The organism is Rhodococcus sp. ARP2 (genome assembly GCF_001029585.1).
Taxonomy (GTDB): domain Bacteria; phylum Actinomycetota; class Actinomycetes; order Mycobacteriales; family Mycobacteriaceae; genus Rhodococcus_F; species Rhodococcus_F erythropolis.
This window is the reverse complement of the sequence record NZ_LEKE01000001.1, coordinates 1-24,110: the sequence shown is the minus strand read 5'-3', so window position 1 is coordinate 24,110 and position 24,110 is coordinate 1. Positions and strand designations below refer to the sequence as shown.

The following is a 24,110-nucleotide window of genomic DNA, read 5'->3' as shown; positions in this document are numbered from 1 at the left end:
TGCTCATGACGGGGTCGGACCTGAGCGGTCACTTCGACAACCTCGTCCGCTTCGAAACCGAACTGTGGACGGCCGTCGACCAGCGACTCCGAATCGAGCACGACCTGCCACTGAGTCGATTCGAGCCGATGCAGATCATCGACAGGCTAGGTTCCTGTCGGGTCTTCGACATTGCCGAAGCCCTCGCGATCACCGTCGGTGGCACGAGCAAATTGGTGGATCGGATCGAGTCCTCGGGGCACTGCCGTCGACAATCCAATCCCGCCGACAAACGATCCTCACTCATCGCGTTGACCCCCGACGGCATTGGCCTGTTGCAGGGGGCGAAGGCCACGTTCGACGACGAACTGGCACGCCGTCTCGGTTCCGTGCTGACGCCCGAGGCTCTCGATCGGTTCGGCGCCACACTGGCCACGCTGCGCGAAGCCAACCGCCGACTGACACTCATCACCAAGGAGAAAGCATGACCGACACAATGCGCGCAATCGTGCTCGACGCCCCCGGCCCGCCAGAAGCATTGACGATCAAGGAGATTCCCATACCGGCGCCTACCACCGGCTGGGTACTGGTCCGTGTGAAGGCCTTCGGCCTCAATCGATCCGAACTGCACACCAGGCTCGGCCTCGCCGAAGGCGTGACGTTCCCGAGGGTGCTGGGCATCGAGGCCGTCGGCGAAGTGGTGAACTGCCCCGGCGGGGAGTTGACCGAAGGGCAGCAGGTCGCCGCCATGATGGGCGGGATGGGTCGAGTCTTCGACGGCGGATATGCCGAGTACACGTGCGTTCCCGTCAGCCAGGTCGTTCCCTTCTCCAGCAACCTGGACTGGTCGACAGTGGGAGCTGTTCCCGAGATGCTGCAGACGTCGTACGGCTCTCTGACGGTGGGACTGGATGCGAAATCCGGTCAGTCCCTACTGATTCGAGGCGGAACCTCCTCGGTCGGCATGGCAACCGCAGTCCTGGCGAAGCAGTGGGGGCTCACGGTCCTTGCGACCACCCGCGATGCGAGCAAGACGTCATCGTTGACCGCGATCGGGGTCGACCACGTTGTCCTCGACGACGGTGCCGTGGCAGGCCAGGTGCGAGACATTTTCCCGAACGGTGTTGATCTGGCTCTCGAATTAGTCGGAACACCAACACTTCCCGACACGTTGCGCGCCACTCGCGTTCACGGGACCGTGTGTTTCACGGGCATGTTGTCCAACGAGTGGACAGTCAAGGACTTCTATCCGATCGACTACATTCCACGCGGAGTGCGATTGACCTCGTACGGCGGGGACGCGTCCGACCTGCCTGCCGACGTACTGCAAGACTTCCTCTCCGCTGTGGCGTCAGGCGAGGCGGTGGTACCGATCGACGAGGTGTTCGCATTCGAGGACATCGCGCAAGCGCATGCCAAGATGGAAGCCGGTACGGCTCGTGGCAAATTGGTGGTGATGATCTGACCTGGTTTCTCACACCTGGTTTCTCACACCACGAATCGATAACCCATCCCCGCCTCGGTGATCAGATGCTTGGGGTTGGCCGGGTCGTCCTCGAGCTTGCGACGAAGTTGAGCCAGGTAGACACGCAGATAGTGAGTCTCGGTGTCGTAAGCCGGTCCCCACACCTCCCGAAGCAATTCCTTCTGCCCGACCAGCTTTCCGCGGTTGCGCACAAGCATCTCGAGCATGCCCCACTCGGTCGGAGTCAGGTGCACCTGTTCACCGCGCCGACTCACCGTTTTGGCAGCCAAGTCCACCGTGAACGACGCGGTCTCGACCGACGGTTCCGAGGTGTCGGCCGCCGAGGTTCCACGCCTCGCCGCTGCGCGCACGCGGGCCAGAAACTCGTCCATCCCGAAGGGCTTGGTGACGTAATCGTCGGCACCGGCATCGAGGGCCTCGACCTTGTCCGCGGAGTCCGTGCGCGCCGACAGCACGATGACCGGCGCCGTGCACCAGCCACGCAGGCCTGCAAGTACTTCGGTGCCGTCCATGTCCGGCAGTCCGAGATCGAGAATCACCACGTCCGGCGGCCGTTCCGCTGCAGCGCGCAAGGCCCCTGCTCCGGTGGACGCCGTCACCACGTCATATCCACGCACAGTGAGGTTGATGCGTAGTGCCCGCAAGATCTGCGGTTCGTCGTCGACAACCAGTATCCGGCTCATGACTCGCTTCCATTCGTTCCTGCACCGGCCAGTTCGACCATCATCGTCAACCCACCGCCCGGAGTGTCGGTGGCACTGACCGTTCCGCCCATCGCGTCGACAAATCCGCGCACCACGGACAGCCCGAGGCCCACTCCGCCCGTGTTGTCGCGATCCCCCATTCGCTGAAACGGCTCGAACATCGATTCGGCTTCACCACGGGGTACACCGGGGCCGGTATCTGCGACGGTGATGACGGTGCGGTCTCCGACGCGTGCTGCTCCCACTCGCACCGGTGTTGTGCCGCCGTACCGCAATGCGTTGTCGACGAGGTTGGCGATCACTCTCTCGAGCAAACCCTGATCGGCCTGCACGGCAACAGTACCCACGTCGACGATCACACTGTTGGACCGGGAGTCCGACCGGCCGCCGATGCCTAATCCAAGCAACGCCCGGTGAACAACTTCGTCGAGGTACACCGCCCGCAACGTCGGCTTGACCACTCCCGCAGCCAGTCTGGACGAATCAAGAAGGTTGCCGACCAGCGCGGTCAACTGATCCGCAGACTCCTCGATGGTGGCCAGTAGTTCTGCCGTGTCCTCAGGTGAGAACTCGATGTCGTCGCTGCGCAAGCTCGACACAGCAGCCTTCACGCCGGCAAGCGGTGTCCGAAGGTCATGGCTCACAGCCGAAAGCAATGCTCGGCGCAGTTGATCAGCCTCGGTCAATGCAGCCGCCTTGCTCGCTTCGACCGTGAGCTTGTCCTGACGGATCATGCCGACCGCCTGGTGCGCGACAACGGTCAACACCCGACGATCACGCGCACTCAACTCCGGCCCCGACAGCATCAGTGCGTATTCGCCGTCGTTCACCTCGCATACGGAATCCGCGTCAGCTTCACGTGCCGGCGGTTCTGCACCCACGGCCGCGACTACGCCATCCTCATGATGCACCACCGAAACCCCACGTTGACGGTAGATTTCGCGAGCTTTCTCGAGCAGCGTGGACAGGTCAGCACCGCGGAGAACCGACCCCGCAAACAGTGTCAGAAGTTCCGCTTCCTCCGAAGCACGCTTCGCTTCCCGAGCCTTTTTGGCAGCCGCGTCCACCAGAACGGCCACTGCCACAGCCACTATCAGCAGCACCACCGTCGTGATGAAGTTGTCGGGTTCGGCGATCGTGAAGCTGTACCTGGGGTCGGTGAAGAAGTAATTGAGCAGCAGTCCCGATAGCAGAGCAGACAGCATTGCCGGCCCGACACCACCGAGCAGCGCGACCAGAACCACCACCACGAAGAACAACGCGTTTTCACCCTGCACGCCGGAGATCCGGTCGATCAGACCCATGAGTCCGGCTGCGGCCGTCGGAACCACCACTGCCGCAATCCACGACAGCAAGCGGTACTCGGATCGGCCGAACAACGAGATCCGCCGACGGACGGTCGTTTCCTCATGGGTGACCATGTGAACGTCGATGCCGCCGGACTGCTGAACCACCGCGGCGCCGATCCCCTCGTCGAGGATGCGCGCCAGCCGAGAACGTCGAGACGTTCCCAGAACCAACTGTGTGGCGTTCTCCTCGCGGGCGAATTCGAGAAGCGTCGACGGTACGTCGTCACCGACAACGGTGTGAAGCGTGGCGCCGACCCCGACGGCCAACGCGCGCACCTTGCCCATCTCCGGAGCCGAGACGCCGGTGAGTCCGTCACCGCGCACGACGTGGACCACCATCAGCTCGGCACTCGATTTCGACGCGATACGGGATGCGCGTCGTACCAGCGTTTCCGACTCCGGTCCCCCGGTCACGGCAACGACGACACGCTCGCGAGCCTCCCAGGTATCGGTGATCTTGTTCTCGGCCCGGTACTTCGCCAGGGCGGCGTCCACCTGATCGGCCACCCACAGTAGAGCCAGTTCGCGTAGCGCCGTGAGGTTTCCGCGTCTGAAGTAGTTACCCAATGCCGCATCGACACGCTCCGGCGAATATACGTTGCCGTGAGAAAGTCTGCGGCGCAGCGCCTCCGGAGTGATGTCGACCAGCTCGACCTGCGCCGCACTACGCACTATCGCGTCCGGAACCGTCTCCTGCTGAACCACGCCGGTGATGTGCGCGACAACGTCGTTGAGGCTTTCGAGGTGTTGCACGTTGACCGTGGACAGGACGTCGATCCCGGCTTCGAGCAGTTCCTGCACGTCCTGCCAGCGCTTGTGATTCTTACTCCCCGGCGTGTTGGTGTGTGCCAACTCGTCCACGAGGACAAGGGCCGGCCGCCGAGCCAACACGGCCTCGACGTCCAGTTCCGGCATCCGTGTTCCGCGATAGTCCACCAGCTTCGGCGGAATGATCTCGAGGTCACCGATCTGCGCCGCCGTGCGGGCGCGGCCGTGTGTCTCCACAACGGCCGCGACCACGTCACAGCCACGATCTCGACGTCGATGAGCCTCACCGAGCATCGCGAAGGTCTTTCCGACGCCGGGGGCAGCGCCGAGGTAGATACGCAATTCACCACGTTTGCGTGCCCTACCGAAAGATTGACCGACCTTCTCCGAAGAACTCACGTGACAATCATCCACCAGTCGTCGGCGCAGCACACGTAGGTGCCGTCAATCCGAGTGCCAGGTTCAATTCCAGGACGTTGACTCGCTCGGCTCCGAGAAATCCGAGTTGCCGACCGTCGGTGTGCTCAGCCACCAAGTCCCGCACCTGGTCTTCCGAGATGCCGTTGTTCGCCGCCACCCTCGCGACCTGCAGCTCGGCGTACGCCGGACTGATGTGGGGATCGATACCCGAGCCCGAACCGGTGACTGCGTCGACGGGAACCGATGCCGGGTCGACGCCCTCACGTGCCGCGATGGCTGCCCGGCGCTCGATGATGAATCCGGCCAGAATCTCGCTGCTCGGCCCCTGGTTGGACGGCAGTGCCGCAGCGGGATCACCGGTGGCAAAAGGATCCTCGTCCGAAACGGATCCGACAACGCGGTTGTGGAAGAACGGGTCCTGCTGCCCTTCGGCAACCTGCGGATCAACACCCACCCAGGCACTGCCGACCACGCAACCGGCGGCATCAGTGACCGGTGAGCCTTCGGCAGATCCGGAGCTGATCCGGCTGACCCCCCACACCGCGGCGGGATAGATCACACCGAGAACGACCGTGAGTGCAAGTAATACGAGCAAACCCGCCCATACCTGTTTGGCAAAACCGATAGTGAAACGCATGTCAGGTCACCCAATTCCAGGAATCAAACGCACGACGAGATCGATCAACCAGATACCGACGAACGGTGTGATCACACCGCCGAGACCGTAGACGAGCAGGTTACGTCCGAGCAACTGCGATGCTGTCGACGGTCGGTATCGAACACCCTTGAGCGCCAACGGAATCAACCCGATGATCACCAAGGCGTTGAAGATCACGGCCGAGACGATCGCCGATTCGGGGGTGGCGAGCCGCATGATGTTCAACGCGTCCAGCTGCGGGTAGATGCCGCTGAACAATGCCGGCAGGATTGCGAAGTATTTCGCCAGGTCGTTCGCCAACGAGAATGTGGTCAAGGCGCCGCGGGTGATCAGCAATTGCTTGCCGATTTCCACTACCTCGATCAACTTGGTGGGATCGGAATCGAGATCGACCATGTTCCCGGCCTCTTTGGCTGCCGAGGTTCCCGTGTTCATCGCGACCCCGACATCCGCCTGGGCAAGGGCGGGCGCATCATTGGTCCCGTCACCGGTCATCGCGACGAGACGTCCGCCTTCCTGCTCCTTCCGGATCAGGGCCAGTTTGTCTTCCGGGGTGGCCTCCGCCATGAAGTCGTCGACGCCCGCCTCATCGGCAATCGCCTTCGCAGTCAACGGATTGTCGCCGGTGATCATGATCGTGCGAATACCCATCGCCCGGAGTTCGGCGAACCTGTCAGCCATTCCCGGCTTGACGACGTCGGACAACGCGATCACGCCGAGGATCGAGGTGCTCTCACCGTGCTTGACGGCAACTACCAGTGGTGTTCCGCCGGCTTGGGCGATGTCGTTCACGGTATCGGTCACCGCGGTCTCTGCATGTCCACCGCCACTGACGACCCAGTGCATCACCGCATCTGCTGCACCCTTTCGGATTTGGCGTCCGGAGTGGTCGAGTCCGCTCATCCGCGTTTGTGCCGTGAAGGGAACGAACTCGGCGCGTTCCTCGTCGAGCGTCGGTTCGGCCGCGAGAGAGAACTCTGCTGCGCACAACTCGACGATGCTCCGTCCCTCGGGAGTTCCGTCAGCCAGGCTCGACAAGCGCGCTGCCGCAGCAAGATCGTCGGCGGATACGCCGGGTGCCGGGTGGAGCGCGGTCGCCCGGCGGTTGCCGAAGGTGATGGTTCCGGTCTTGTCCATCAACAGGGTGTCGATGTCGCCCGCAGCTTCCACGGCACGCCCCGACATCGCGAGAACGTTGCGCTGGACGAGGCGGTCCATGCCCGCGATACCGATTGCCGAGAGCAGCGCTCCGATGGTCGTCGGGATCAGGCAGACGAGGAGTGCGATCAGCTTGATCGGATCCTGCTCGTGCCCCGCGTACAAGCCCATCGGGCCGATGGCTACGACGGCGAGGAGGAAGATGACCGTCAACGACGCGAGCAGGATGTTGAGCGCAATCTCGTTGGGTGTCTTCTGACGCGAGGCGCCTTCGACGAGCGCGATCATCCGGTCCACGAACGAACTGCCCGGTGCTGCGGTGATTTCCACGACGATCCGGTCGGAGAGAACCGTCGTACCACCGGTGACGGCGCAGCGGTCGCCACCGGATTCACGGACTACCGGGGCGGATTCACCGGTGATCGCCGATTCATCCACGGAGGCAATACCTTCGACCACGTCGCCGTCGCCGGGGATGACCTCGCCGGCAACCACGATCACCCGGTCGCCGACCACCAGTTCGGTGCCGGAAACCGATTCGATCGCGCCGCTCATCGTGATCCGATGTGCTGTGGTGTCCTGCTTGACCTTGCGCAGGCTGGCCGCCTGAGCCTTGCCTCGCCCTTCGGCCACGGATTCGGCGAGGTTCGCGAAGATCACCGTGAACCAGAGCCACAGGGTGATCACCCAGGAGAACACCGAGGGATCGGCGATCGCCATGACGGTGGTGATGACGGAACCGACGAACACCACGAACATGACCGGGTTACGCGCCAAGTGGCGTGGATCGAGTTTGCGTACGGCCCCCGGCAACGCGGTGATCATCTGCCGCGGGTTGAATACGCCTGCGTGTACTTGACGGGACTGCCCTGGATCAACCTTGTCGGCAGCGTCTTTCGCTACCACGGGTTTCTCACTGATACGCACGGTCATTGAAGAGCCTCCGCTAGCGGGCCCAGCGCGAGGGCCGGGAAGAATGTAAGTGCAGCAACAAGAACGACGGTTCCGGTCAACAGGCCGGTGAACATCGGACCGGATGTGGGGAGGGTGCCGGCCGTCGGCGCCACCTTCTTCTGAGAGGCCAGCGCACCGGCCAGAGCGAGAACGAAGATGATCGGCAGGAATCGGCCTAGGAGCATGCAGATTCCGAGGGACGACTGGAACCAGTCGCTAGTGACGGTCAGACCGCCGAACGCGCTGCCGTTGTTGTTCGAGGCGGAAGCGAAAGCGTAGAGCACCTCGCTGAACCCGTGGATCGATCCCGGCGTGCCCGGATCTCCCCCGTTGCCTTGATAACCGGTGGTCGAACCAAGGATCACGGTGATGGCGGTACCGATCAGGACCAGTGCGGGCATGACCAGGATCGACAGCGCCGCAAGGGTTATCTCGCGTCGGCCCAACTTCTTGCCGAGGTATTCGGGCGTGCGACCGACCAACAGTCCGCCGACGAACACTGCGATCAGCGCCAGCACAAGAATCCCGTAGAGGCCGGTTCCGACTCCGCCCGGCGCGATTTCGCCGAGCAACATGTTGAGCAGGACCGCGCCGCCGCCGAGGGGCGACATGCTGTCGTGGGCCGAGTTCACCGCACCCGTCGACGTTCCCGTGGTCGCCACCGCGAACAATGCCGATCCGGGGATTCCGAAGCGAACTTCCTTGCCCTCCATCATCGAACCAGCTGCTGTGGCGGCAACACCGCGTGCGCCGGATTCGGCAGCGAGCGTCACCGCGAGCAGTCCGCTCCACAGGATTCCCATCACTGCGAGCAGGGTGAGGCCTTGCCTACGATCACCGACGAGAGTTCCGAATGTTCGTGTGAGGCAGACCGGAATCAACAGGATCGCCAGAATCTCGACGATATTGCTCAGCGGGGTGGGGTTCTCGAACGGGTGCGCCGAGTTGGCAGCCAAGATCCCGCCGCCGTTCGTGCCGAGTTCCTTGATCGCTTCCTGGGACGCGACGGGAGCTAGTGCATTGGTCACCGCATTGCCGTCGAGGCCGGTGGAGGCGAAACCGCTGTGGAACGACTGGATCACTCCCTGGCTCAACAGGATCAGGGCGATCACGAAGGAGAACGGGAGGAGGATGCGCAGAGAACCACGCGTCAGATCGACCCAGAAGTTGCCGATTTCGCCGCCCCGGGCAACCCGAATGAAGCCACGAACCAATGCGATGGCCACCGCCATCCCGACTGCGGCAGAGACGAAGTTCTGCACCGCCAGGCCGACGGGCTGAACGAAGTTGCTCATCGTCGTTTCCGGTGTGTACGACTGCCAGTTCGTGTTCGCCACAAAGGAAATCGCGGTGTTGAAGGCAACGGCAGGGCTGACGCCGGACAGTCCGTCACTCAGCGGTAGTACACCCTGAATCCGTTGGAGAAAGTACAAGAACAATGCGCTCGCCAACGAGAATCCGAGAACGCTTGCGGCGTAGCCGTACCACGTCTGCTCGGCCCGCGAGTCGATCCGGCCGACGCGGTAGATCACACTCTCGACCCGCAGATCTCGCGTCGACGTGTAAACGCGTGCCATGTAGTCGCCCACCGGAACGTAGGCAATTGCCAGAACGGCGAGGACAAAAGCGATCTGCAGGCCGGCTGCAAGAGCGGGCGACATCAGAACCTCTCAGGATCTACGAGTGCAACGAGCAGATAAATGACCAATGCCGCGGCGACGGCGATCAGAACCACGCTGACCACACCGGCAACCGTCATTTGGGAGCGCTCGCCTGTAGGGCGCGCAGCACCAGCGCGCACACGAGAAAACCACCGAGAATCAGAGCAACGTAGGCCAGATCGGCCATGAGCTTCCCTCTTCGAAATCTTTTGCCGTGCTGCTGTGCATCGCAGCCATGACGCTCGGTCGCCCTCGACCGGATGCGCTCTCTCAGCTTCGACCTCCAGAGAGGCCGATTCCGTGTCTCTGACGATCCACTTACGCACTGACCTGGCGTCTTGACGCGATCTTGACGCGGAACCCAAGTTCGCTAATACTGAAACAAGTTACTGTTCGTTCGAACGAACAGTTTTGCGAAGGGAACCTGATGACTTCTCGAACCGACCACGATCTCGCCCCCGGCCTTGTCGACCAGGTTGCGAGTCTGGCTTCGGGTGCTACCTCGTCCGTCGCGGCCACGGAGGCAACGCTGAGCCGGATCGAGGCCACTCAGCCTCACCTCAATGCGTTCAAGATCGTGCGGCGCGAGAAGGCACTCGAAGAAGCTGCCGAGTCCGACAGGCGTCTCGCACTCGGCGAGCGCCTACCTCTTCTCGGCGTGCCGATCGCAGTGAAGGACGATGTCGACATCACCGGCGAACCCACCGCCTTCGGTTGCCCTGGCGATTTCCCGGCCAAGACCGAGGACTCGGAGATGGTTCGACGCCTCCGCGACGCCGGCGCAGTAATCGTGGGCAAGACCAACAGCCCGGAACTGGGCCAGTGGCCGCTCACGAGCGGTTCAGCCTTCGGTTACACGCGCAATCCGTGGTCGCGTCACCACACTCCAGGCGGATCGTCGGGCGGCACCGCGGCGGCCGTCGCTGCCGGATTAGTCAGCGCCGGAATCGGTTCCGATGGAGCCGGTTCCATCCGAATCCCCGCGGCCTGGACCAACCTCGTCGGAATCAAGCCGCAGCGCGGGCGCATCTCCACCTGGCCCGACGCCGAAGCCTTCTACGGCCTGACGGTCAACGGCCCGCTCGCTCGCACCGTCGCCGACGCGGCACTGCTGCTCGACGTCGCTGCCGGCAACCACGACGGCGATCTCCACAAGCCGACACCGGTCACCGTCAGCGACGCGGTGGGACGCGACCCCGGAAAGCTGAAAATCGCTCTTTCCCTTCGTAATCCGTTCACCGCCACTCCTGTGAAGCTGGACCCGGAAGTGCGCCTGGCCGTGCATTCGATCGCCGACACGCTGCGGGAACTCGGACACCACGTCGTCGTCGACGATCCCGCATACGGCCTGATCTTCGGCCTGAACTTTCTGCCCCGCTCACTCGTCGGGGTCCACGACTGGCTCGGACGCGTTCCCGACCCGACACTGGTCGATGCCCGAACACGCGGAAATGCACAGAACGGCAAGCTACTTCGTGGTGCGCCACTGCGCGCGGCCCGCGCGGCCGAACCGCGGATGCGAAAGCGGATCGGAGCGATCTTCGACACCTACGACGTCGTCCTGGCACCCACGACGGCAACTCCACCGATCAAGGCGACCGCGATCGACGGCATCGGTGGTTGGGACACTGACAAGGTCATGACCGGCGCCTGCCCGTACGCGTGGCCGTGGAACGTCCTCGGCTGGCCCTCGGTCAACGTGCCGGCCGGATTCAGCAAGGCCGGCCTGCCCATCGGTGCGCAGTTGATGGGCAACGAGAACACCGAACCTCTGTTGGTCTCCCTTGCTTCACAATTGGAATCGGTCCTGCGTTGGGATCAGGTCCGACCCGAGCCGTGGTGGTGACCCGATGAGTAACCGGGACGTTCGCGAGCGAATACTCGACGCCGTTCTGCACGTCGTCGGTACCGACGGCATCCCGGGTGTGAGCAACCGGCGCATCGCCGCGCAGGCCGGCGTCTCACTCGGATCGATCACGTATCACTTCGCGAGCCAGTCGGACATGCTCCGCGCTGCTCTGTCTCGTTTCGTGACAGACGAGACGACGCGCCTGCGCGCCTTGGCCGAGGAGTACCGCGACAAAGGTCTCAGCGTCGAGGATGCCGCGGCAATAGCTGAGAAGGTGACGCGAGATCTTTCGTTCTCGGCCGAGCGAATCGCTCCGTTCGAGATGTACATCGCCGCCGGCCGCGACCACGAACTCCATGAAGTGGCGGTCGAATGCTTTGCCGCCTACGACGATTTGACCGTCACGATTCTGACGGCACTCGGCGTACCGGATCCCGAATCGATTGCATCGACGCTCGTCGCCGTCATCACTGGACTCCAACTCCGACGCCTGGCCACCGGCGTCGACGAGCAGGACATCGGCGCGGCGATCCTCAGGGTCCTCCGGCCCCTGTGAGTGGTTAGGCAGTCCCTGGACTCCCTAACCGCTCACGGGGCCGGAGGCCCTAGAAGCCCAGCCGGCCGAGCTGCTTCGGGTCGCGCTGCCAGTCCTTGGCGACCTTGACGTGCAACTCCAGGAAGATCCGCACACCGAGCAGCTTCTCGATCTGCAGGCGCGCACTGGTACCGACTTCCCGCAGACGCGCTCCGCCCTTACCGATGACGATGCCCTTCTGGCTGGGCCGCTCGACGTAGAGCAACGCGTGGACGTCCAGCATCTCGCCCTGCTTCTCGGTGCGTCCTTCGCGCGGGATGACCTCCTCGATCACCACGGCCAGGGAGTGCGGCAATTCCTCACCGAGACCCTCGAGCGCAGCCTCACGGATGAGTTCGGCCATGAGCACCTCTTCGGGCTCGTCCGTCAATTCACCGTCCGGGTAGAAGGCCGGGCCCTCGTCCATCAGACCGGCGAGGACGTCGACCAGGATCTCGACCTGTTCGCCCGACTTCGCGGACACCGGAACGACCTCGGATTCGGGACCGAGCAAGGTGGACAGCGCAAGCAACTGCTTTCCGACGGCGTCGCGGCTGACCTTGTCGATCTTGGTGACGATGCCGACCAGCTTGGTCTTGGGCGCCATCTGACGGATCTGCTGCACGATCCAGCGGTCTCCGGGCCCGATGGCCTCGTCGGCCGGGATGCACAGGCAGATGACGTCGACCTCGGAGTACGTGTCGCGAACCAGGTCGTTGAGGCGCTGCCCGAGCAATGTGCGCGGCTTGTGCAGTCCAGGGGTGTCCACCAGGATCAGCTGCGCATGCTCGCGGTGAACGATGCCACGAATCGTATGGCGCGTCGTCTGCGGGCGCGAGGACGTGATCGCGATCTTGCTGCCGACCAACGCATTGGTCAGCGTGGACTTACCCGTATTGGGTCGGCCCACGAAACACACGAAGCCTGACCGGAATTCGTTCTTGCTCATAACTGCTCCTCGCTGAACACTCGCTCAGTCATCGGTGTCTTCTGTCTCTTCGTCTTCGGACCGCGGGATGCGCTGCACGAACACCGTGCTGATGCGTACCCGGCCTCGGCCCGTATTGGTTCCCTCACCGCGCAGGATCAAACCGTCGTATTCCACCTCGGAACCAGGAAGCGGAACTCGGCCGAGTACGTATCCGATCAGCCCGCCGACGGTCTCCACCTCGTCGAGTTCGAGTTCGAGATCGAACAATTCGCCGAGGTCTTCGATGGGAAGTCTCGCGGATACGCGGAACATTCCGTCACCGAGATCCTCGATGGGCGGCGTCTCGTCCTCGTCGTACTCGTCGGCGATCTCACCGACGATCTCTTCGATGACGTCCTCGATCGTGACCAGCCCGGCAATTCCGCCGTATTCGTCGACGAGGATCGCCATGTGATTGCGGTCGCGCTGCATCTCGGCCAGCAAGCTGTCGAGTGGCTTCGAGTCGGGAACGAAGACCGCCGGCCGCATGACGTCGCAGACGTTGACGTTCCGGCCGCCGTCGGGCAGGTGGTAGGTCTGCTTGACCAGATCCTTGAGGTAGACGACACCGAGCACGTCGTCGACGTTCTCCCCGATGACCGGCAAGCGCGAGTGACCACTGCGCACGGCCAACGACGTCGCCTGTCCGGCATTCTTGTCATTTTCGATCCACACCATGTCGGTGCGAGGCACCATCACCTCGCGTGCCGACGTGTCTCCGAGTTCGAAGACGGACTGGATCATTCGGCGTTCTTCGTCGGCGACGACACCGCGTTCCTGCGCCATGTCCACGAGTTCACGCAACTCGATTTCCGAAGCGAACGGACCGTTGCGGAAGCCCTTACCCGGGGTCAAGGCGTTACCCACGAGGATCAGGACGCGACTGATCGGCCCGAGCAGAACACCGATCCACAGCAGTGGCAACGACGCGGCCATCGCGATGGAGTACGCATGTTGGCGCCCAAGCGTTCTCGGTCCGACGCCGATGACCACGTACGAGACGAGAACCATGATCACCGCGGTGACGGTCAGCGCCCAGCCCAACGAGAGGATGTCGATCAGACCGCCCACGAGTACGACGGTGGCCGTGATCTCGCACAAAATGCGAAGCAGGACCATCAGATTCACGTATCGCGGACGATCGGTCAGAATGCGCTGCACGCGCGCGGCGCCGGCTCGCTCTTCCTTTGCCATCTCGTCGATGCGCGCCGACGAAATGGTGTTGAGCGCCGAGTCGACGGCCGCGAAGACACCACCGACCGGGACAAGAGCAATCGCCAGAACAAAGAGCGCTATGGCGCTACTCACTACAGAACCCCCGGATGCCTGTTATCGGTCCACTCCGTCGACGAAACCGGTCTTGCCGAGCAGCTTCTGATCGCGTTCGGCCAGTGCTGCTTCGCGGTCGATACGGCGAAGGTCTTCGTACCACTCTTCGAGGAGGCTGTTCTGCAAGCCGAACATCTCCTTCTCCTCTTCCGGCTCCGCGTGGTCGTAGCCGAGGAGGTGCAACACACCGTGGACGGTCAGGAGGGCAAGTTCGTGGGCCAGTGAATGCCCGGCCTTGTCAGCCTGATCCGCGGCAAAAGACGGACACAACACGATGTCGCCGAGCATCGACGGTCCCGGCTCCGGGGAATCAGGACGGCCACCCGGCTCGAGTTCGTCCATCGGGAACGACATGACGTCGGTCGGGCCCGGCAGGTCCATCCAGCGAACGTGCAGATCCGCCATCGTCGCGGAGTCGACGAGAACCATCGACAGCTCGGCCGCCGGATGGACATCCATCCGAGCGATCACGAAACGGGCAACGCTGATCAACTCCGGTTCGGAGATGTCCATGCCCGATTCGTTCGAGACCTCGATGCTCATGTGCGACGCTCTTTCCTGGGAAAAGTAGGGGTTGATGCGTCGATCAGCCTACCGTCGCGGTGAATGAGCATGTGCAGCGCGGCGCTGCGCCCGGTTTCCGACGGCCAACTCGCCGGACCGATCCGATTCGTGACGCTCGTAAGCGTCGACGATGTGGGAGACCAGCCGATGACGTACGACGTCACTGCTGTCGAGGGTGGCGAAATGAATATCGTCGATCCCGGTGAGGATTTCGGATGCCGCACGCAGACCCGAACGGGCCCCACCAGGTAGATCGACCTGGGTCACGTCTCCGGTGACCACGATCTTGGAACCGAACCCGAGACGGGTCAGGAACATCTTCATCTGCTCGGCCGTGGTGTTCTGCGCTTCGTCCAAGATGATGAAGGCATCGTTGAGCGTCCGGCCGCGCATGTAAGCGAGCGGAGCGACCTCGATGACTCCGGCCTGCATCAACTTCGGAATCGCCTCGGGATCCATCATGTCGTGCAATGCGTCGTGCAGCGGGCGCAGATACGGATCGATCTTCTCGTGCAGCGTGCCGGGCAGAAAGCCCAGTCGCTCGCCTGCCTCGACTGCCGGCCTGGTCAAGATGATCCGAGAGACCTGCTTGGCCTGCAACGCCTGAACGGCCTTGGCCATGGCGAGGTAGGTCTTGCCGGTGCCGGCCGGGCCGACTCCGAACACAATGGTGTTCTCGTCGATGGCGTCGACGTAGCGTTTCTGGTTGAGGGTCTTGGGCCGAATCGTCTTGCCCCGACGCGAAAGAATGTCGAGGGAGAGCACCTCGGCCGGAGACTCGCCGACCTCGTTGGTGAGCATGCCGATGGTTCGTCGAACAGCATCCGGTGCGATGGGTTGCCCCCGACCGGCCAGCGACGCCAATTCACTGAACACACGTTCTGCCAGCGCAACGTCTGCAGCCGTCCCCGACAAGGAGACAGTTCCGCCACGTACGTGAATGTCGGCACGAAGCTCACGTTCGATCGCGGTGAGATTCTCGTCCGTCGCCCCCAGGATCTGGCGCACGGTCTCCGGCGCCAGATCCATACTCGAACGGACGGTGCGCTCTGCGGGCAGAGCGCGATCGGTGATGGTGGTTACACGGTTCCCGTCGAGTTCACTGTGTTCACTCACGTGGTGAATATGGCCTGCTTTCTGGTCCGATCAGCCCACTCGACTCGTGAGCCTCGATACTTCGAAGTCTAGCGCCAGAGTCGGACACGGCCCACTTGTTAATCGTCCCGGCCTAATCCTCGCGGCGACCGGACGGCAGCGATTCTCGGATCCATTCCGACGCTTCGGCGACGACCTCGGCGCTTCTGTCCGGACTGATACCCGCGATGACCAGGCATACGGCGGCAAAGGATTCGCCAGAGTCGGTGATGAGCCCACTGTTGGCCTGATCGAACAACGTGATCGTGATCGCCTCGGTCATCGCTACCAGAGTCTCGGCCGGCAGGTATGTCGAGAAGGTGCCGTCACGCTGACCTCGCTCGACGACGCTGACACTCACGGCGCGCGCGGGCTCCATCAAATCGAGAATCCGCTGCTCCCCCAACTCTTTGCGGGCAAAACTGAGCAGCATCCGGAATCGATCACCGACCGGCCATGACAGCAATGCCAGTACGGCAGTCGCCAGATCGGGGCGCTCGGGCGGCTCACCGGCTTGGCTCAGCGCAGCAACGAGATCGGTCGACGCCTCGTCCACGATGCCGTTGATCAGCGCCTCACGGCTGTCGAAATGCGCGTACACGGTTCGTCTGACCACACCGGCAGCCTTTGCGACGTCGTCCATGCTCGCATCCGGATCAGCAGCGAACGCCGTGATCGCCGCCTCGATGATGCGATTGCGATTCGCCGCGGCCTGACTACGACGCTGCCTTCCGCCCGATTCGGCAGTTCCCGAAACGACTGTGCCCGAATGCGTCAACGCGCGTTCCACCTCTTTCGACTGCCCAACTGTGATCTAGGTCAATCATAGTTGCACATCGGTGTGCAAGTTATTAACTTACACATCAGTGTGCAAATAGATCGAGGAGTCTCTTCGATCATCAGGAACGGAGTCGCGTCATGACGACACTCATGAGCAAACCTGTCTCGGAGATGGACCAGCCGTACTCACGGCGGTGGGCCGCGCTCGGGGTGTTATGCCTGAGTTTGCTGATCGTCGTGATGGCGAATACCGCGTTGATCGTCGCGGCGCCGGACATGACCAGGGACCTCGGGCTCACCAGCACGCAACTGCAATGGGTCATCGACGGCTACACAGTCCCCTACGCCGCGCTGATGTTGCTGTTCGGCGTGATCGGTGACAAGTACAGTCGCCGCGGAGCGCTTCTGGCCGGACTCGCCGTGTTCGCCGGCGGCGCCGTCTTCGGCAGTATCGCGGACACCACCAACGCCGTCATCGCCGCACGAATGATCATGGGCGTCGGCGCCGCGATCATCATGCCCGCGACGCTTTCGCTTCTGGTCGCGACCTTTCCCAAGGCGGAGCGATCACGCGCCATCGCGGCGTGGGCGGCGACGTCGGGTCTGGCGATTGCCCTCGGCCCGCTGTTGGCCGGATGGATTCTCGACAGCCATTCCTGGAGCATCACTTTCCTGATCAACGTCCCGATCGCCGCAGTCGCTGCCGTCGCCGCCGTAATCCTGGTGCCTCCGAGCAAGGCCGAGCACCTGGGCCGGATCGACTGGATCGGCGGAGCACTCTCGGTGGCCACCATCGGCTCGCTCGTGTACTCGATCATCAACGGATTCCACTTCGGGTGGACCGGCGGACCCATCGGCGCCGCCATGCTCGCTGCGATCGGCCTCGTCTCGTTCGTCGTCTGGGAACTGCGTCACCCGCAGCCACTGCTCGACGTCCGCAAACTCGGCCAGCGCATGGTCGGCGGCGCGACACTCGCCGTACTTCTGCTCTTCCTGGCCGCCTTCGGTGCCATCTACTTCATCTCACAGCAGTTCCAGTTCATCCTCGGCTACGGCGCACTCGAAACCGGTGTTCGTCTGCTGCCCTTGGCAATTGCCGTTTCGATCGGCGCCGTGGTCAGTGGCCGGATCACTCCGCTGATCGGCGTCCGGGCATCCATCGTCGGCGGCATGGTCGTCGCCGCGGTCGGTGTTCTGATTCTCACGCAGGTAGACGGCGATTCGGGCTACTGGATGTTCGCTGTCCCACTGATCCTGCTCGGCCTGGGCATCGGCTTGAGTGAACCGCCGGCCACCGACGCCATCATGGACAACTTCTCCGAGGACGATCTCGGCGCTGCTGGTGGCCTCAACGACACCGCCATCGAACTCGGCGGCTCTCTGGGAATCGCGATCCTGGGCTCGATCCTCGCTGCGAGCTACAAGGATTCGATCGCAGGATTCATCAGCGCTATGCAGGTTCCACAGTTGACGGGTGAGCTGGCGCAACAGGCCGCGTACGCGATGGAGGTGTCGGGAGAATCCGTCGGCGGCGCTTCGTTGGTCGCCGAAGAGATGGCAGGCAACCCCTTGGCTGCAGCTCAGGCAGCGCCGTTGCTCGACGCCGCCGGCAGTGCCTACGCCGACGCGATTTCGGCGGCCAGCTGGGCGGGCGGCCTTGCACTGTTCGTGGGGGCAGTTGTCGTGGCGTTCATCCTGCCGGGCAAGAAGGCCCCTGTGCAAGAAGGCCCCGTGTCAGTCTGACGTGCTCGGAGCCAGCGGGTCTTCGGCGAGAACCAACTCGCGGGAGACCCGCCAGGACTCGGTCGAGGGTGAGAGAAATGCGTCGTGCCCTTCGCCCTCGATCACACGCAGTGCCACGGGATCACCAGCCGCTTCGGCAGCCTTCGCATACCGGGAGCTCACCTTGGCCGGCACCTGCAGATCCTCCGCACCCGTGACGCACACAACGGGAACGCCGATCGGCAGTCGATGCTGTGGCGACGCATTGCGATACAGATCCGGGTCCGCTTCGAACGGAACGCCGAACAGATCCTCGATGAAGCTGATCCGTCGTCCACGCTCGCCTGCCGACGCCAGATCGAGTGCGGCAGCCTGCGCGATTACCCGTTCAGGCCGGGTGAACGTGTCCTTCTCTCCCGCCAGCCACACTGCAAGATGTCCGCCGGCCGAATGCCCGAGCAGGCGAATCTGATTCAGATCGAATTCGGCCGAGGACTTCGCGGCAACCAGTCCGGGGATTTCGTCGTACGCCGTTTTCACGTCGGCGGACATTTCCGGCCAACCACCGCCCGCCCCGAGGCGGCGGTATTCGATGTTCCACACTGCGACGCCGTGCCGCGCGAGTTCGACGGCAAATGCGGTGCCCAGATTCAATCCGTACTGCCCGCTCCAGAAGCCGCCGTGGATCTGCATGACGATCGGGATCGGGCCGTCAACCGCCTCGTCGGGAACGTAGAGATGCCCGAACTGTTGCTCGTGTCGGCCGTACGGAATCTTGAATCGAGGCACCGAGGAAATCTATCTCAGGCGAGGGCGCTGCCTGCGGCCCAGTCTGCCCACGAGAGGGTCCAGTCGCCGTTCTGCCACACCTCCAGCGGAGCCCCGCCGGTGTTCTTGATCTCGACGACATCTCCTGGCTGCGAGAAATCGAAGAACCATTTGGCATTGGCCGCACTGAGATTGAGGCAACCGTGCGAGGTGTCGGTGTTTCCCTGCGCCCAGACGGTGCTCTCCAACTCGTGAAGATAGATACCGTCCGTGCTGATGCGGGTGGCCCAGTTGATGGATTCCTTGTAGCCCAGGCGCGAGTTGATCGGCAGACCGTAGGTCGACGAATCCATGATGACGGGATTGGCCTTGTCCATCACGGTGTACGTGCCGGGCTGGGTCCAGAACGAGAGCGTCGTGCCGCCGATCGTTTCGGTGCCGCCCATTCCCATCGAGGTCGGCATCTCCTTGATCACCTGACCGTTTTCGTAGACGGTCACCATCTTGGTGTTGTCGTCGGCGACCGAGACGTGGGAGTCGCCGATCTTGAAGGACACGGTGTCGTCCTGTTGGCCGTACAATCCGTTGCCGAGTTGCTTGCCGTAGATGTTCGCGTTCACCGAGACCGTCGTGCCTGGTGCGTAGTAATTCTGCGGACGCCAGTGAACGTTCTGACCGTCGACCCAGTACCACGATCCTTGTACGGGCGGATTGGTGGTGACCACCAGAGACTTCTCGGCCGCGGCTTTGTCACCGATCAACTCGTCGAAATGAACGGCGACGACCGTGCCGACGCCGTACGTGCCACCGTCCGAAATCGAGGCGCCACCGGTGGTGTTGATGTACGCGCGAGTCTGATTACTCGGCGCGACGGTGGTCAGCGTCGTGTTCTTGGTCGTGGCAACACCATTCGCGTCGACGGCATCGACGACAAGCTTGTAGGTCTTGCCGTATCCGAGTGGTTCGCTCGGCTTCCAGGACGTCTTGTCAGGCGTCGTGATACCGGCGACTTCCTTACCTTCGGGATTGGTCAGCGCGACGGTCGTCAGTGTTCCCTTCGCGACCTGGACCTCGATGGGATCGAGGGGGCTCACGGGGGTTCCGCCGTCGGCGGGAGTGACGGTGACGAGCGCCTCGCTGGTCGGTGTGGTGGTGACGGCATTACCGGAAGAGCCCGGGTTGTCTCCGGTGGAGACGGTGCACCCCGCAACCAGCATCATCGCCGCCGCGGCACACACCGCTCCGGCAATTCGCATATGCGCACGTGACAACATCTGGCCTCCTGAAATCCCCGAACCAACTCACGCCGAAGGCGACCCCCGACGTCCTTACGATAGTGCGCAAATCTGACACTTCGCTGAGCGCCGGATCCGATTCAGCTCGGGATCACACCAACGTCAGTGCAGTCACAACAAGATCAGTGCAGTGGCCGTGGTCCCCAGCGATCGGTCAGCACTCCGATGGCGCCGAGAGCGACGGCTCCGGCAGTCGACGTGCGCAGGACCGTCGGCCCGAGAAGCACCGGAGTTGCCCCGGCCTCCGACAACGCACTGATCTCCGAATCGTCGAGCCCACCTTCCGGACCGACAACGAGAAATACCTCGTCCGCGCTCGCCAACGGCAAGCCGGCCAACGGCGTCGTCGCCGATTCGTGAAGCACCGCAACCACAGCGCCGCGGGCAACGGCGTCGCGAACCAACGCGATCACCGCCGCCGTCTTGTGCAGATCCGAAATCTCCGGGACGAACGCGCGTCTGGACTGCTTCGCCGCAGACACTGCCGCACTTCGCCAGCGTGCGACGCCCTTGGCGAGCTTCGGGCCTTCCCATTTGGCGACACAACGCAGGGACTGCCACGGAATCACGGCGTCGATACCAGCCTCGGTGGCCAGTTCGACGGCCAACTCGGAGCGCTCGGCCTTGGGCAGTGCCTGAATCAGGGTCACCAACGGCTTGGGCTGCTCGAGAACCTGAACGTCGCTGACCAACAGTTCGAGGCGATCCTTGCCGACGCTCGTCACCTCGGCGTCGGCTACCCGGCCACGGCCGTCGGCCAACACCAAACGCTCGCCGACACCGATCCGGCGGACAGTGGCCGCGTGGCGACCCTCCTGCCCGTCCAGAACTGCGATTTCACCGACGCCGGGAACCGGGTCGAGAAAGAAGACCGTTGCGGCCACCGTCAGCGGCCGCTGAATGCTTCGCGAAGACGCGAGAACAGACCACCGCTGTTCTGCGACGTCGTCGAAACGACCTCGGCCTCGTCACGATCGCGGAGCAGCTTGAATTCCTTGAGCAGCTTGGACTGCTTGTGATCGAGGCGGCTCGGGATGACCACCTCGAGGTGAGCGTGGACGTCGCCGCGCACTCCCGACCGCAGTTTCGGCATACCGTGACCGCGAAGAACAGCAACGTGCCCGGGCTGGGTGCCTGGCTCGATGGTGATTTCCTTGGGGCCGTCGATGATGGTGTCGACGGTGACGCTGGTACCCAGTGCTGCGTCGACCATGGGAACACGGATGGTGCAGTGCAGGTCTTCACCGTCCCGAACGAAGACGTCGTGCTGCTGCTCGACGATCTCGACGTAGAGGTCGCCGGGGTGTCCGCCGCCTGGGCCGACTTCACCCTGCGCAGTCAAACGGATGCGCATGCCACCGGCAACGCCCGCCGGAACCTTCACCGTGATGTCGCGCTTGGCCCGAACTCGGCCGTCGCCGCCACACTTGTGGCAGGGATCCGGGATGGTCTCACCGGCACCGCGGCACGTCGGGCAGGGACGCGAGGTCATGACCTGGCCGAGGAACGAGCGCTGGATGGACTGAACTTCGCCGGCACCGTTGCAGGTCTCACAGCGGACAGGCTTGGAGTCGCCGTTGGTTCCGGCTCCGGTGCAGCTGTCGCACAGAATGGCCGTCTCGACGGTCACGTGCTTGCTGACGCCCGTCGCACATTCTGCGAGGGTCAGCTTGGTGCGAAGCAACGAGTCGGCGCCGGGCTGAACGCGACCGCGCGGCCCACGACCTGCGCCGCCACCGCCGCCGAAGAATGCTTCGAAGACGTCGCCGAGGCCACCGCCTCCGAATCCGCCACCGAAGCCACCACCTCCGCCGCCACCGGACTCGAGCGGGTCTCCGCCGAGATCGACGATGCGACGCTTCTCCGGGTCGGTCAGGACCTCGTAGGCCGTTGAGATCTCCTTGAACTTGGCCTGCGCAGCCTCGTCAGGGTTGACGTCCGGGTGCAGTTCGCGTGCCAGCTTGCGGTAAGCGCGCTTGAGCTCCTGGTCTGTCGCGTTCTTGCCGACGCCGAGCAATCCGTAGTAATCCCGTGCCACGTTGAGTCTCTCGTCCTTCTCTTACTTCTAGGTTTTCCTCAGTCCTCGCGAGGAGGTGTGCCGACCAAATGTCGACGTCCGTCATCGCTCGGAGAGAACTTCGCCGATGTATCTGGCAACGGCGGCAACCGATGCAATTGTTCCCGGATAGTCCATCCGAGTGGGTCCGAGCACACCGACACCACCGAAAACGGTACCGGCCGCGCCGTAGCCAGTCGAAATCACGGAGGTTCCGCGCATCTGTTCGACCTGCGTCTCTTCACCGATCTGGACGGTGACCGTGCCGGAATTCTGCGTCGCAGCGAGCAGTTTGAGGACCACTACCTGCTCTTCCAGTGCTTCGAGCACTGCGCGCAGCGAACCGGGGAAGCCGGCCAGACCGGAGAAATCGGCGGCGTTGCGCGTGAGGTTGGAGGTTCCGCCCAGAACGAGGCGATCTTCCGGATGTTCGACCAGGGTCTCGACCAGAACCGTTGCCGACCGGATCACGGCGTCGCGCAGGTCGGCCGGAGACTCGTCGGCCAGTTCCGCCACGGCAATCGACGCGGCGGCCAGGCGCTTGCCTTCCAGGGCCCCGCCGAGAAGCGCGCGCAACCGGGAAAGGTCTTCGTCTTCGAGGACGTCCCCGAGCTCGACGATTCGCTGATCGACTCGCCCGGAATCGGTGATGAGAACGAGAAGCAGGCGCGCCGGCGTCAATGCGACCACCTCGAGGTGGCGAACCGACGACGCGGACAGCGACGGGTACTGGACAACCGCGACCTGACGGGTCAGTTGCGCGAGCAGTCGCACACCACGACGCAGAACGTCGTCGAGGTCGACACCCGACTCCAAGAACTCCAGGATCGCTCGTCGCTCGGGCCCGGACATGGGCTTGACGTCGGCGATGCGATCGACGAACTCGCGGTATCCCTTGTCGGTGGGGACGCGGCCGGAACTGGTGTGCGGTTGGGCGATGTAGCCCTCGGCCTCGAGGAATGCCATGTCGTTGCGCACAGTGGCGCTCGACACTCCGAGGTTGTGACGCTCGACCAGGGCCTTGGATCCCACCGGGTCCTGGGTGGAGACGTAATCGGCCACGATTGCACGTAAGACCTCGAAACGCCTGTCGTCGGTACTCGACATCGTTGCCACCTCCGTTTCCTGAACAGAACGAACACCGACATTTACACATCGGTTCCCACTGGCAGTCTAATCGCCCGAGCGCCAGAGACGGCTGTTGCCCTTACTGTGGAGTGAGATCGGCGAAGGGTCGATCGCACAACCATGGACAAGGCGGCACATGATCTTCAAAGGCGTGATGGACGGCAAACCGTATCCCGATCACGGACTGTCTCTACGCGACTGGTCGAAGTTCCCTCCACGTCAGGTTCGACTCGACGAGATCGTGACCACCACGAAGGTCCTCGAACTCGATCGCCTGCTGTCGGAGGACTCGACCTTCTACGGCGATCTGTTCCCTCACGCAGTGCAGTGGCGCGGCACTCTCTACCTCGAGGACGGCCTGCACCGAGCGGTTCGTTCGGCCCTGCGAAACCGCGTCGTGCTGCACGCGCGTGTCTTCGACTTCGACGCGATGCCCGGTGTCATCGAGGGCGTCCGCTGACGCTCACGCGACTCAGGCGCCGAGACTCAACCGACGAACGCGAGCAGTGCGGGATTCGGCTGCCCCGGCCAGGTTCCGGTGAGCGTCGCCGAGCCTGACACTCGATCTGCGTCGATCACTCTCACCACGGTCAATTCCAGTTCTCCCGCGCTGATGATCGTGTCGGTGCCAACTGTCGAGCAGGTCACCGATTCGACTTCCGGTACGGAAGCGCCGGCCGTACCGCTGCCTACTACGTGAGCCGTCACCGGGATGTGATCGGCGGAGTCCGCGAAAACCAGATCGACTCCGGCCCCACCGGTCAGAATCGCGGTCGCCACCGCGCTCACGTAGACCGGATCGCA

At 63.3% G+C, this 24,110-nt stretch carries 22 protein-coding genes and 1 pseudogene; 6 read left to right on the top strand and 17 right to left on the bottom strand.

Annotated features, from left to right (window positions below):
* Positions 1 to 5 precede the first annotated feature (5 nt).
* Positions 6 to 467 carry a MarR family winged helix-turn-helix transcriptional regulator gene (locus ABX74_RS00115; protein WP_047887960.1) on the top strand — a complete coding sequence of 154 codons (462 nt, stop codon included), beginning with the start codon at positions 6 to 8 and terminating at the stop codon, positions 465 to 467.
* A complete protein-coding gene (locus ABX74_RS00110; protein ID WP_144419547.1) occupies positions 464 to 1,444 on the top strand; it encodes a zinc-binding alcohol dehydrogenase family protein in 981 nt (326 codons plus the stop codon). Before ABX74_RS00115 ends, ABX74_RS00110 begins: the two co-directional genes overlap by 4 nt.
* A gap of 23 nt (positions 1,445 to 1,467) precedes the next feature.
* Here the strand turns inward: ABX74_RS00110 and ABX74_RS00105 are convergent, their stop codons facing one another.
* Genes ABX74_RS00105 through kdpF form a run of 6 tightly spaced genes read right to left on the bottom strand, consistent with a single transcriptional unit; the run spans position 1,468 to position 9,235 of the window.
* Positions 1,468 to 2,148 (bottom strand): response regulator, encoded by a 681-nt coding sequence (locus tag ABX74_RS00105; RefSeq protein WP_019749011.1) that lies wholly within the window; start codon positions 2,146 to 2,148, stop codon positions 1,468 to 1,470.
* A complete protein-coding gene (locus tag ABX74_RS00100) occupies positions 2,145 to 4,685 on the bottom strand; it encodes a sensor histidine kinase (protein WP_047888009.1) in 2,541 nt (846 codons plus the stop codon). The genes ABX74_RS00105 and ABX74_RS00100 overlap by 4 nt, the downstream gene beginning before the upstream one ends.
* Positions 4,686 to 4,692: 7 nt before the next feature.
* Entirely contained in the window at positions 4,693 to 5,343 is a 651-nt protein-coding gene (locus tag ABX74_RS00095; protein ID WP_019749013.1) for a potassium-transporting ATPase subunit C, read from the bottom strand.
* A 6-nt stretch (positions 5,344 to 5,349) separates the two neighbouring features.
* Positions 5,350 to 7,455 (bottom strand): potassium-transporting ATPase subunit KdpB, encoded by a 2,106-nt coding sequence (gene kdpB / locus ABX74_RS00090; protein WP_047887959.1) that lies wholly within the window; start codon positions 7,453 to 7,455, stop codon positions 5,350 to 5,352.
* The gene (kdpA, locus tag ABX74_RS00085; protein ID WP_020969964.1) at positions 7,452 to 9,137 is read right to left on the bottom strand and encodes a potassium-transporting ATPase subunit KdpA; all 1,686 of its coding nucleotides are present in this window, start codon (positions 9,135 to 9,137) and stop codon (positions 7,452 to 7,454) included. Before kdpA ends, kdpB begins: the two co-directional genes overlap by 4 nt.
* Entirely contained in the window at positions 9,137 to 9,235 is a 99-nt protein-coding gene (kdpF, locus tag ABX74_RS00080; RefSeq protein WP_007731078.1) for a K(+)-transporting ATPase subunit F, read from the bottom strand. The genes kdpA and kdpF overlap by 1 nt, the downstream gene beginning before the upstream one ends.
* 329 nt (positions 9,236 to 9,564) lie before the next feature.
* Between kdpF and ABX74_RS00075 the strand changes: the two genes are divergently transcribed.
* Entirely contained in the window at positions 9,565 to 10,983 is a 1,419-nt protein-coding gene (locus ABX74_RS00075) for an amidase (protein ID WP_047887958.1), read from the top strand.
* 4 nt (positions 10,984 to 10,987) lie between these two features.
* On the top strand, positions 10,988 to 11,542 hold the full coding sequence (locus ABX74_RS00070) for a TetR/AcrR family transcriptional regulator (protein ID WP_019749017.1): 555 nt from the start codon (positions 10,988 to 10,990) through the stop codon (positions 11,540 to 11,542).
* A gap of 49 nt (positions 11,543 to 11,591) precedes the next feature.
* Here ABX74_RS00070 and era read toward each other — a convergent pair whose 3' ends face one another.
* The 5 genes from era to ABX74_RS00045 form a co-directional block, all read right to left on the bottom strand.
* Positions 11,592 to 12,509: a GTPase Era gene (gene era, locus ABX74_RS00065; RefSeq protein ID WP_019749018.1), complete on the bottom strand. Its 918-nt coding sequence runs from the start codon at positions 12,507 to 12,509 to the stop codon at positions 11,592 to 11,594.
* Positions 12,510 to 12,533: 24 nt separating this feature from the next.
* Complete coding sequence (locus ABX74_RS00060; protein WP_019749019.1) at positions 12,534 to 13,838, bottom strand: hemolysin family protein; 1,305 nt, start codon at positions 13,836 to 13,838, stop codon at positions 12,534 to 12,536.
* 21 nt (positions 13,839 to 13,859) lie between these two features.
* Entirely contained in the window at positions 13,860 to 14,402 is a 543-nt protein-coding gene (gene ybeY / locus ABX74_RS00055; protein ID WP_003944525.1) for an rRNA maturation RNase YbeY, read from the bottom strand.
* Positions 14,403 to 14,450: 48 nt separating this feature from the next.
* Positions 14,451 to 15,539, bottom strand: coding sequence for a PhoH family protein (locus ABX74_RS00050; RefSeq protein ID WP_019749020.1), 1,089 nt, complete (start codon positions 15,537 to 15,539; stop codon positions 14,451 to 14,453).
* Between the two features lie 112 nt (positions 15,540 to 15,651).
* Complete coding sequence (locus ABX74_RS00045) at positions 15,652 to 16,347, bottom strand: TetR/AcrR family transcriptional regulator (RefSeq protein ID WP_078377511.1); 696 nt, start codon at positions 16,345 to 16,347, stop codon at positions 15,652 to 15,654.
* 128 nt (positions 16,348 to 16,475) lie between these two features.
* On the opposite strand from ABX74_RS00045, the gene ABX74_RS00040 reads away from it, so the two are divergent.
* Entirely contained in the window at positions 16,476 to 18,080 is a 1,605-nt protein-coding gene (locus ABX74_RS00040; protein WP_047887957.1) for an MFS transporter, read from the top strand.
* Here ABX74_RS00040 and ABX74_RS00035 read toward each other — a convergent pair.
* The 5 genes from ABX74_RS00035 to hrcA form a co-directional block, all read right to left on the bottom strand.
* Positions 18,072 to 18,848 (bottom strand): alpha/beta hydrolase family protein, encoded by a 777-nt coding sequence (locus ABX74_RS00035; protein ID WP_021333395.1) that lies wholly within the window; start codon positions 18,846 to 18,848, stop codon positions 18,072 to 18,074. The genes ABX74_RS00040 and ABX74_RS00035 overlap by 9 nt on opposite strands.
* A gap of 14 nt (positions 18,849 to 18,862) precedes the next feature.
* On the bottom strand, positions 18,863 to 20,101 hold the full coding sequence (locus tag ABX74_RS00030; protein ID WP_020908192.1) for an Ig-like domain-containing protein: 1,239 nt from the start codon (positions 20,099 to 20,101) through the stop codon (positions 18,863 to 18,865).
* Between the two features lie 143 nt (positions 20,102 to 20,244).
* Positions 20,245 to 21,006, bottom strand: a complete 762-nt coding sequence (locus ABX74_RS00025) for a 16S rRNA (uracil(1498)-N(3))-methyltransferase (RefSeq protein ID WP_021333396.1) — start codon at positions 21,004 to 21,006, stop codon at positions 20,245 to 20,247.
* A gap of 2 nt (positions 21,007 to 21,008) precedes the next feature.
* Entirely contained in the window at positions 21,009 to 22,160 is a 1,152-nt protein-coding gene (gene dnaJ / locus ABX74_RS00020; protein ID WP_019749026.1) for a molecular chaperone DnaJ, read from the bottom strand.
* An 81-nt stretch (positions 22,161 to 22,241) separates the two neighbouring features.
* Positions 22,242 to 23,285: a heat-inducible transcriptional repressor HrcA gene (gene hrcA / locus ABX74_RS00015; protein ID WP_019749027.1), complete on the bottom strand. Its 1,044-nt coding sequence runs from the start codon at positions 23,283 to 23,285 to the stop codon at positions 22,242 to 22,244.
* A 157-nt stretch (positions 23,286 to 23,442) separates the two neighbouring features.
* On the opposite strand from hrcA, the gene ABX74_RS00010 reads away from it, so the two are divergent.
* On the top strand, positions 23,443 to 23,766 hold the full coding sequence (locus ABX74_RS00010; protein ID WP_003944521.1) for a type II toxin-antitoxin system VapB family antitoxin: 324 nt from the start codon (positions 23,443 to 23,445) through the stop codon (positions 23,764 to 23,766).
* A gap of 26 nt (positions 23,767 to 23,792) precedes the next feature.
* Here the strand turns inward: ABX74_RS00010 and ABX74_RS00005 are convergent.
* Positions 23,793 to 24,110 (bottom strand): annotated as a pseudogene (locus ABX74_RS00005) (hypothetical protein); the annotation flags it as partial.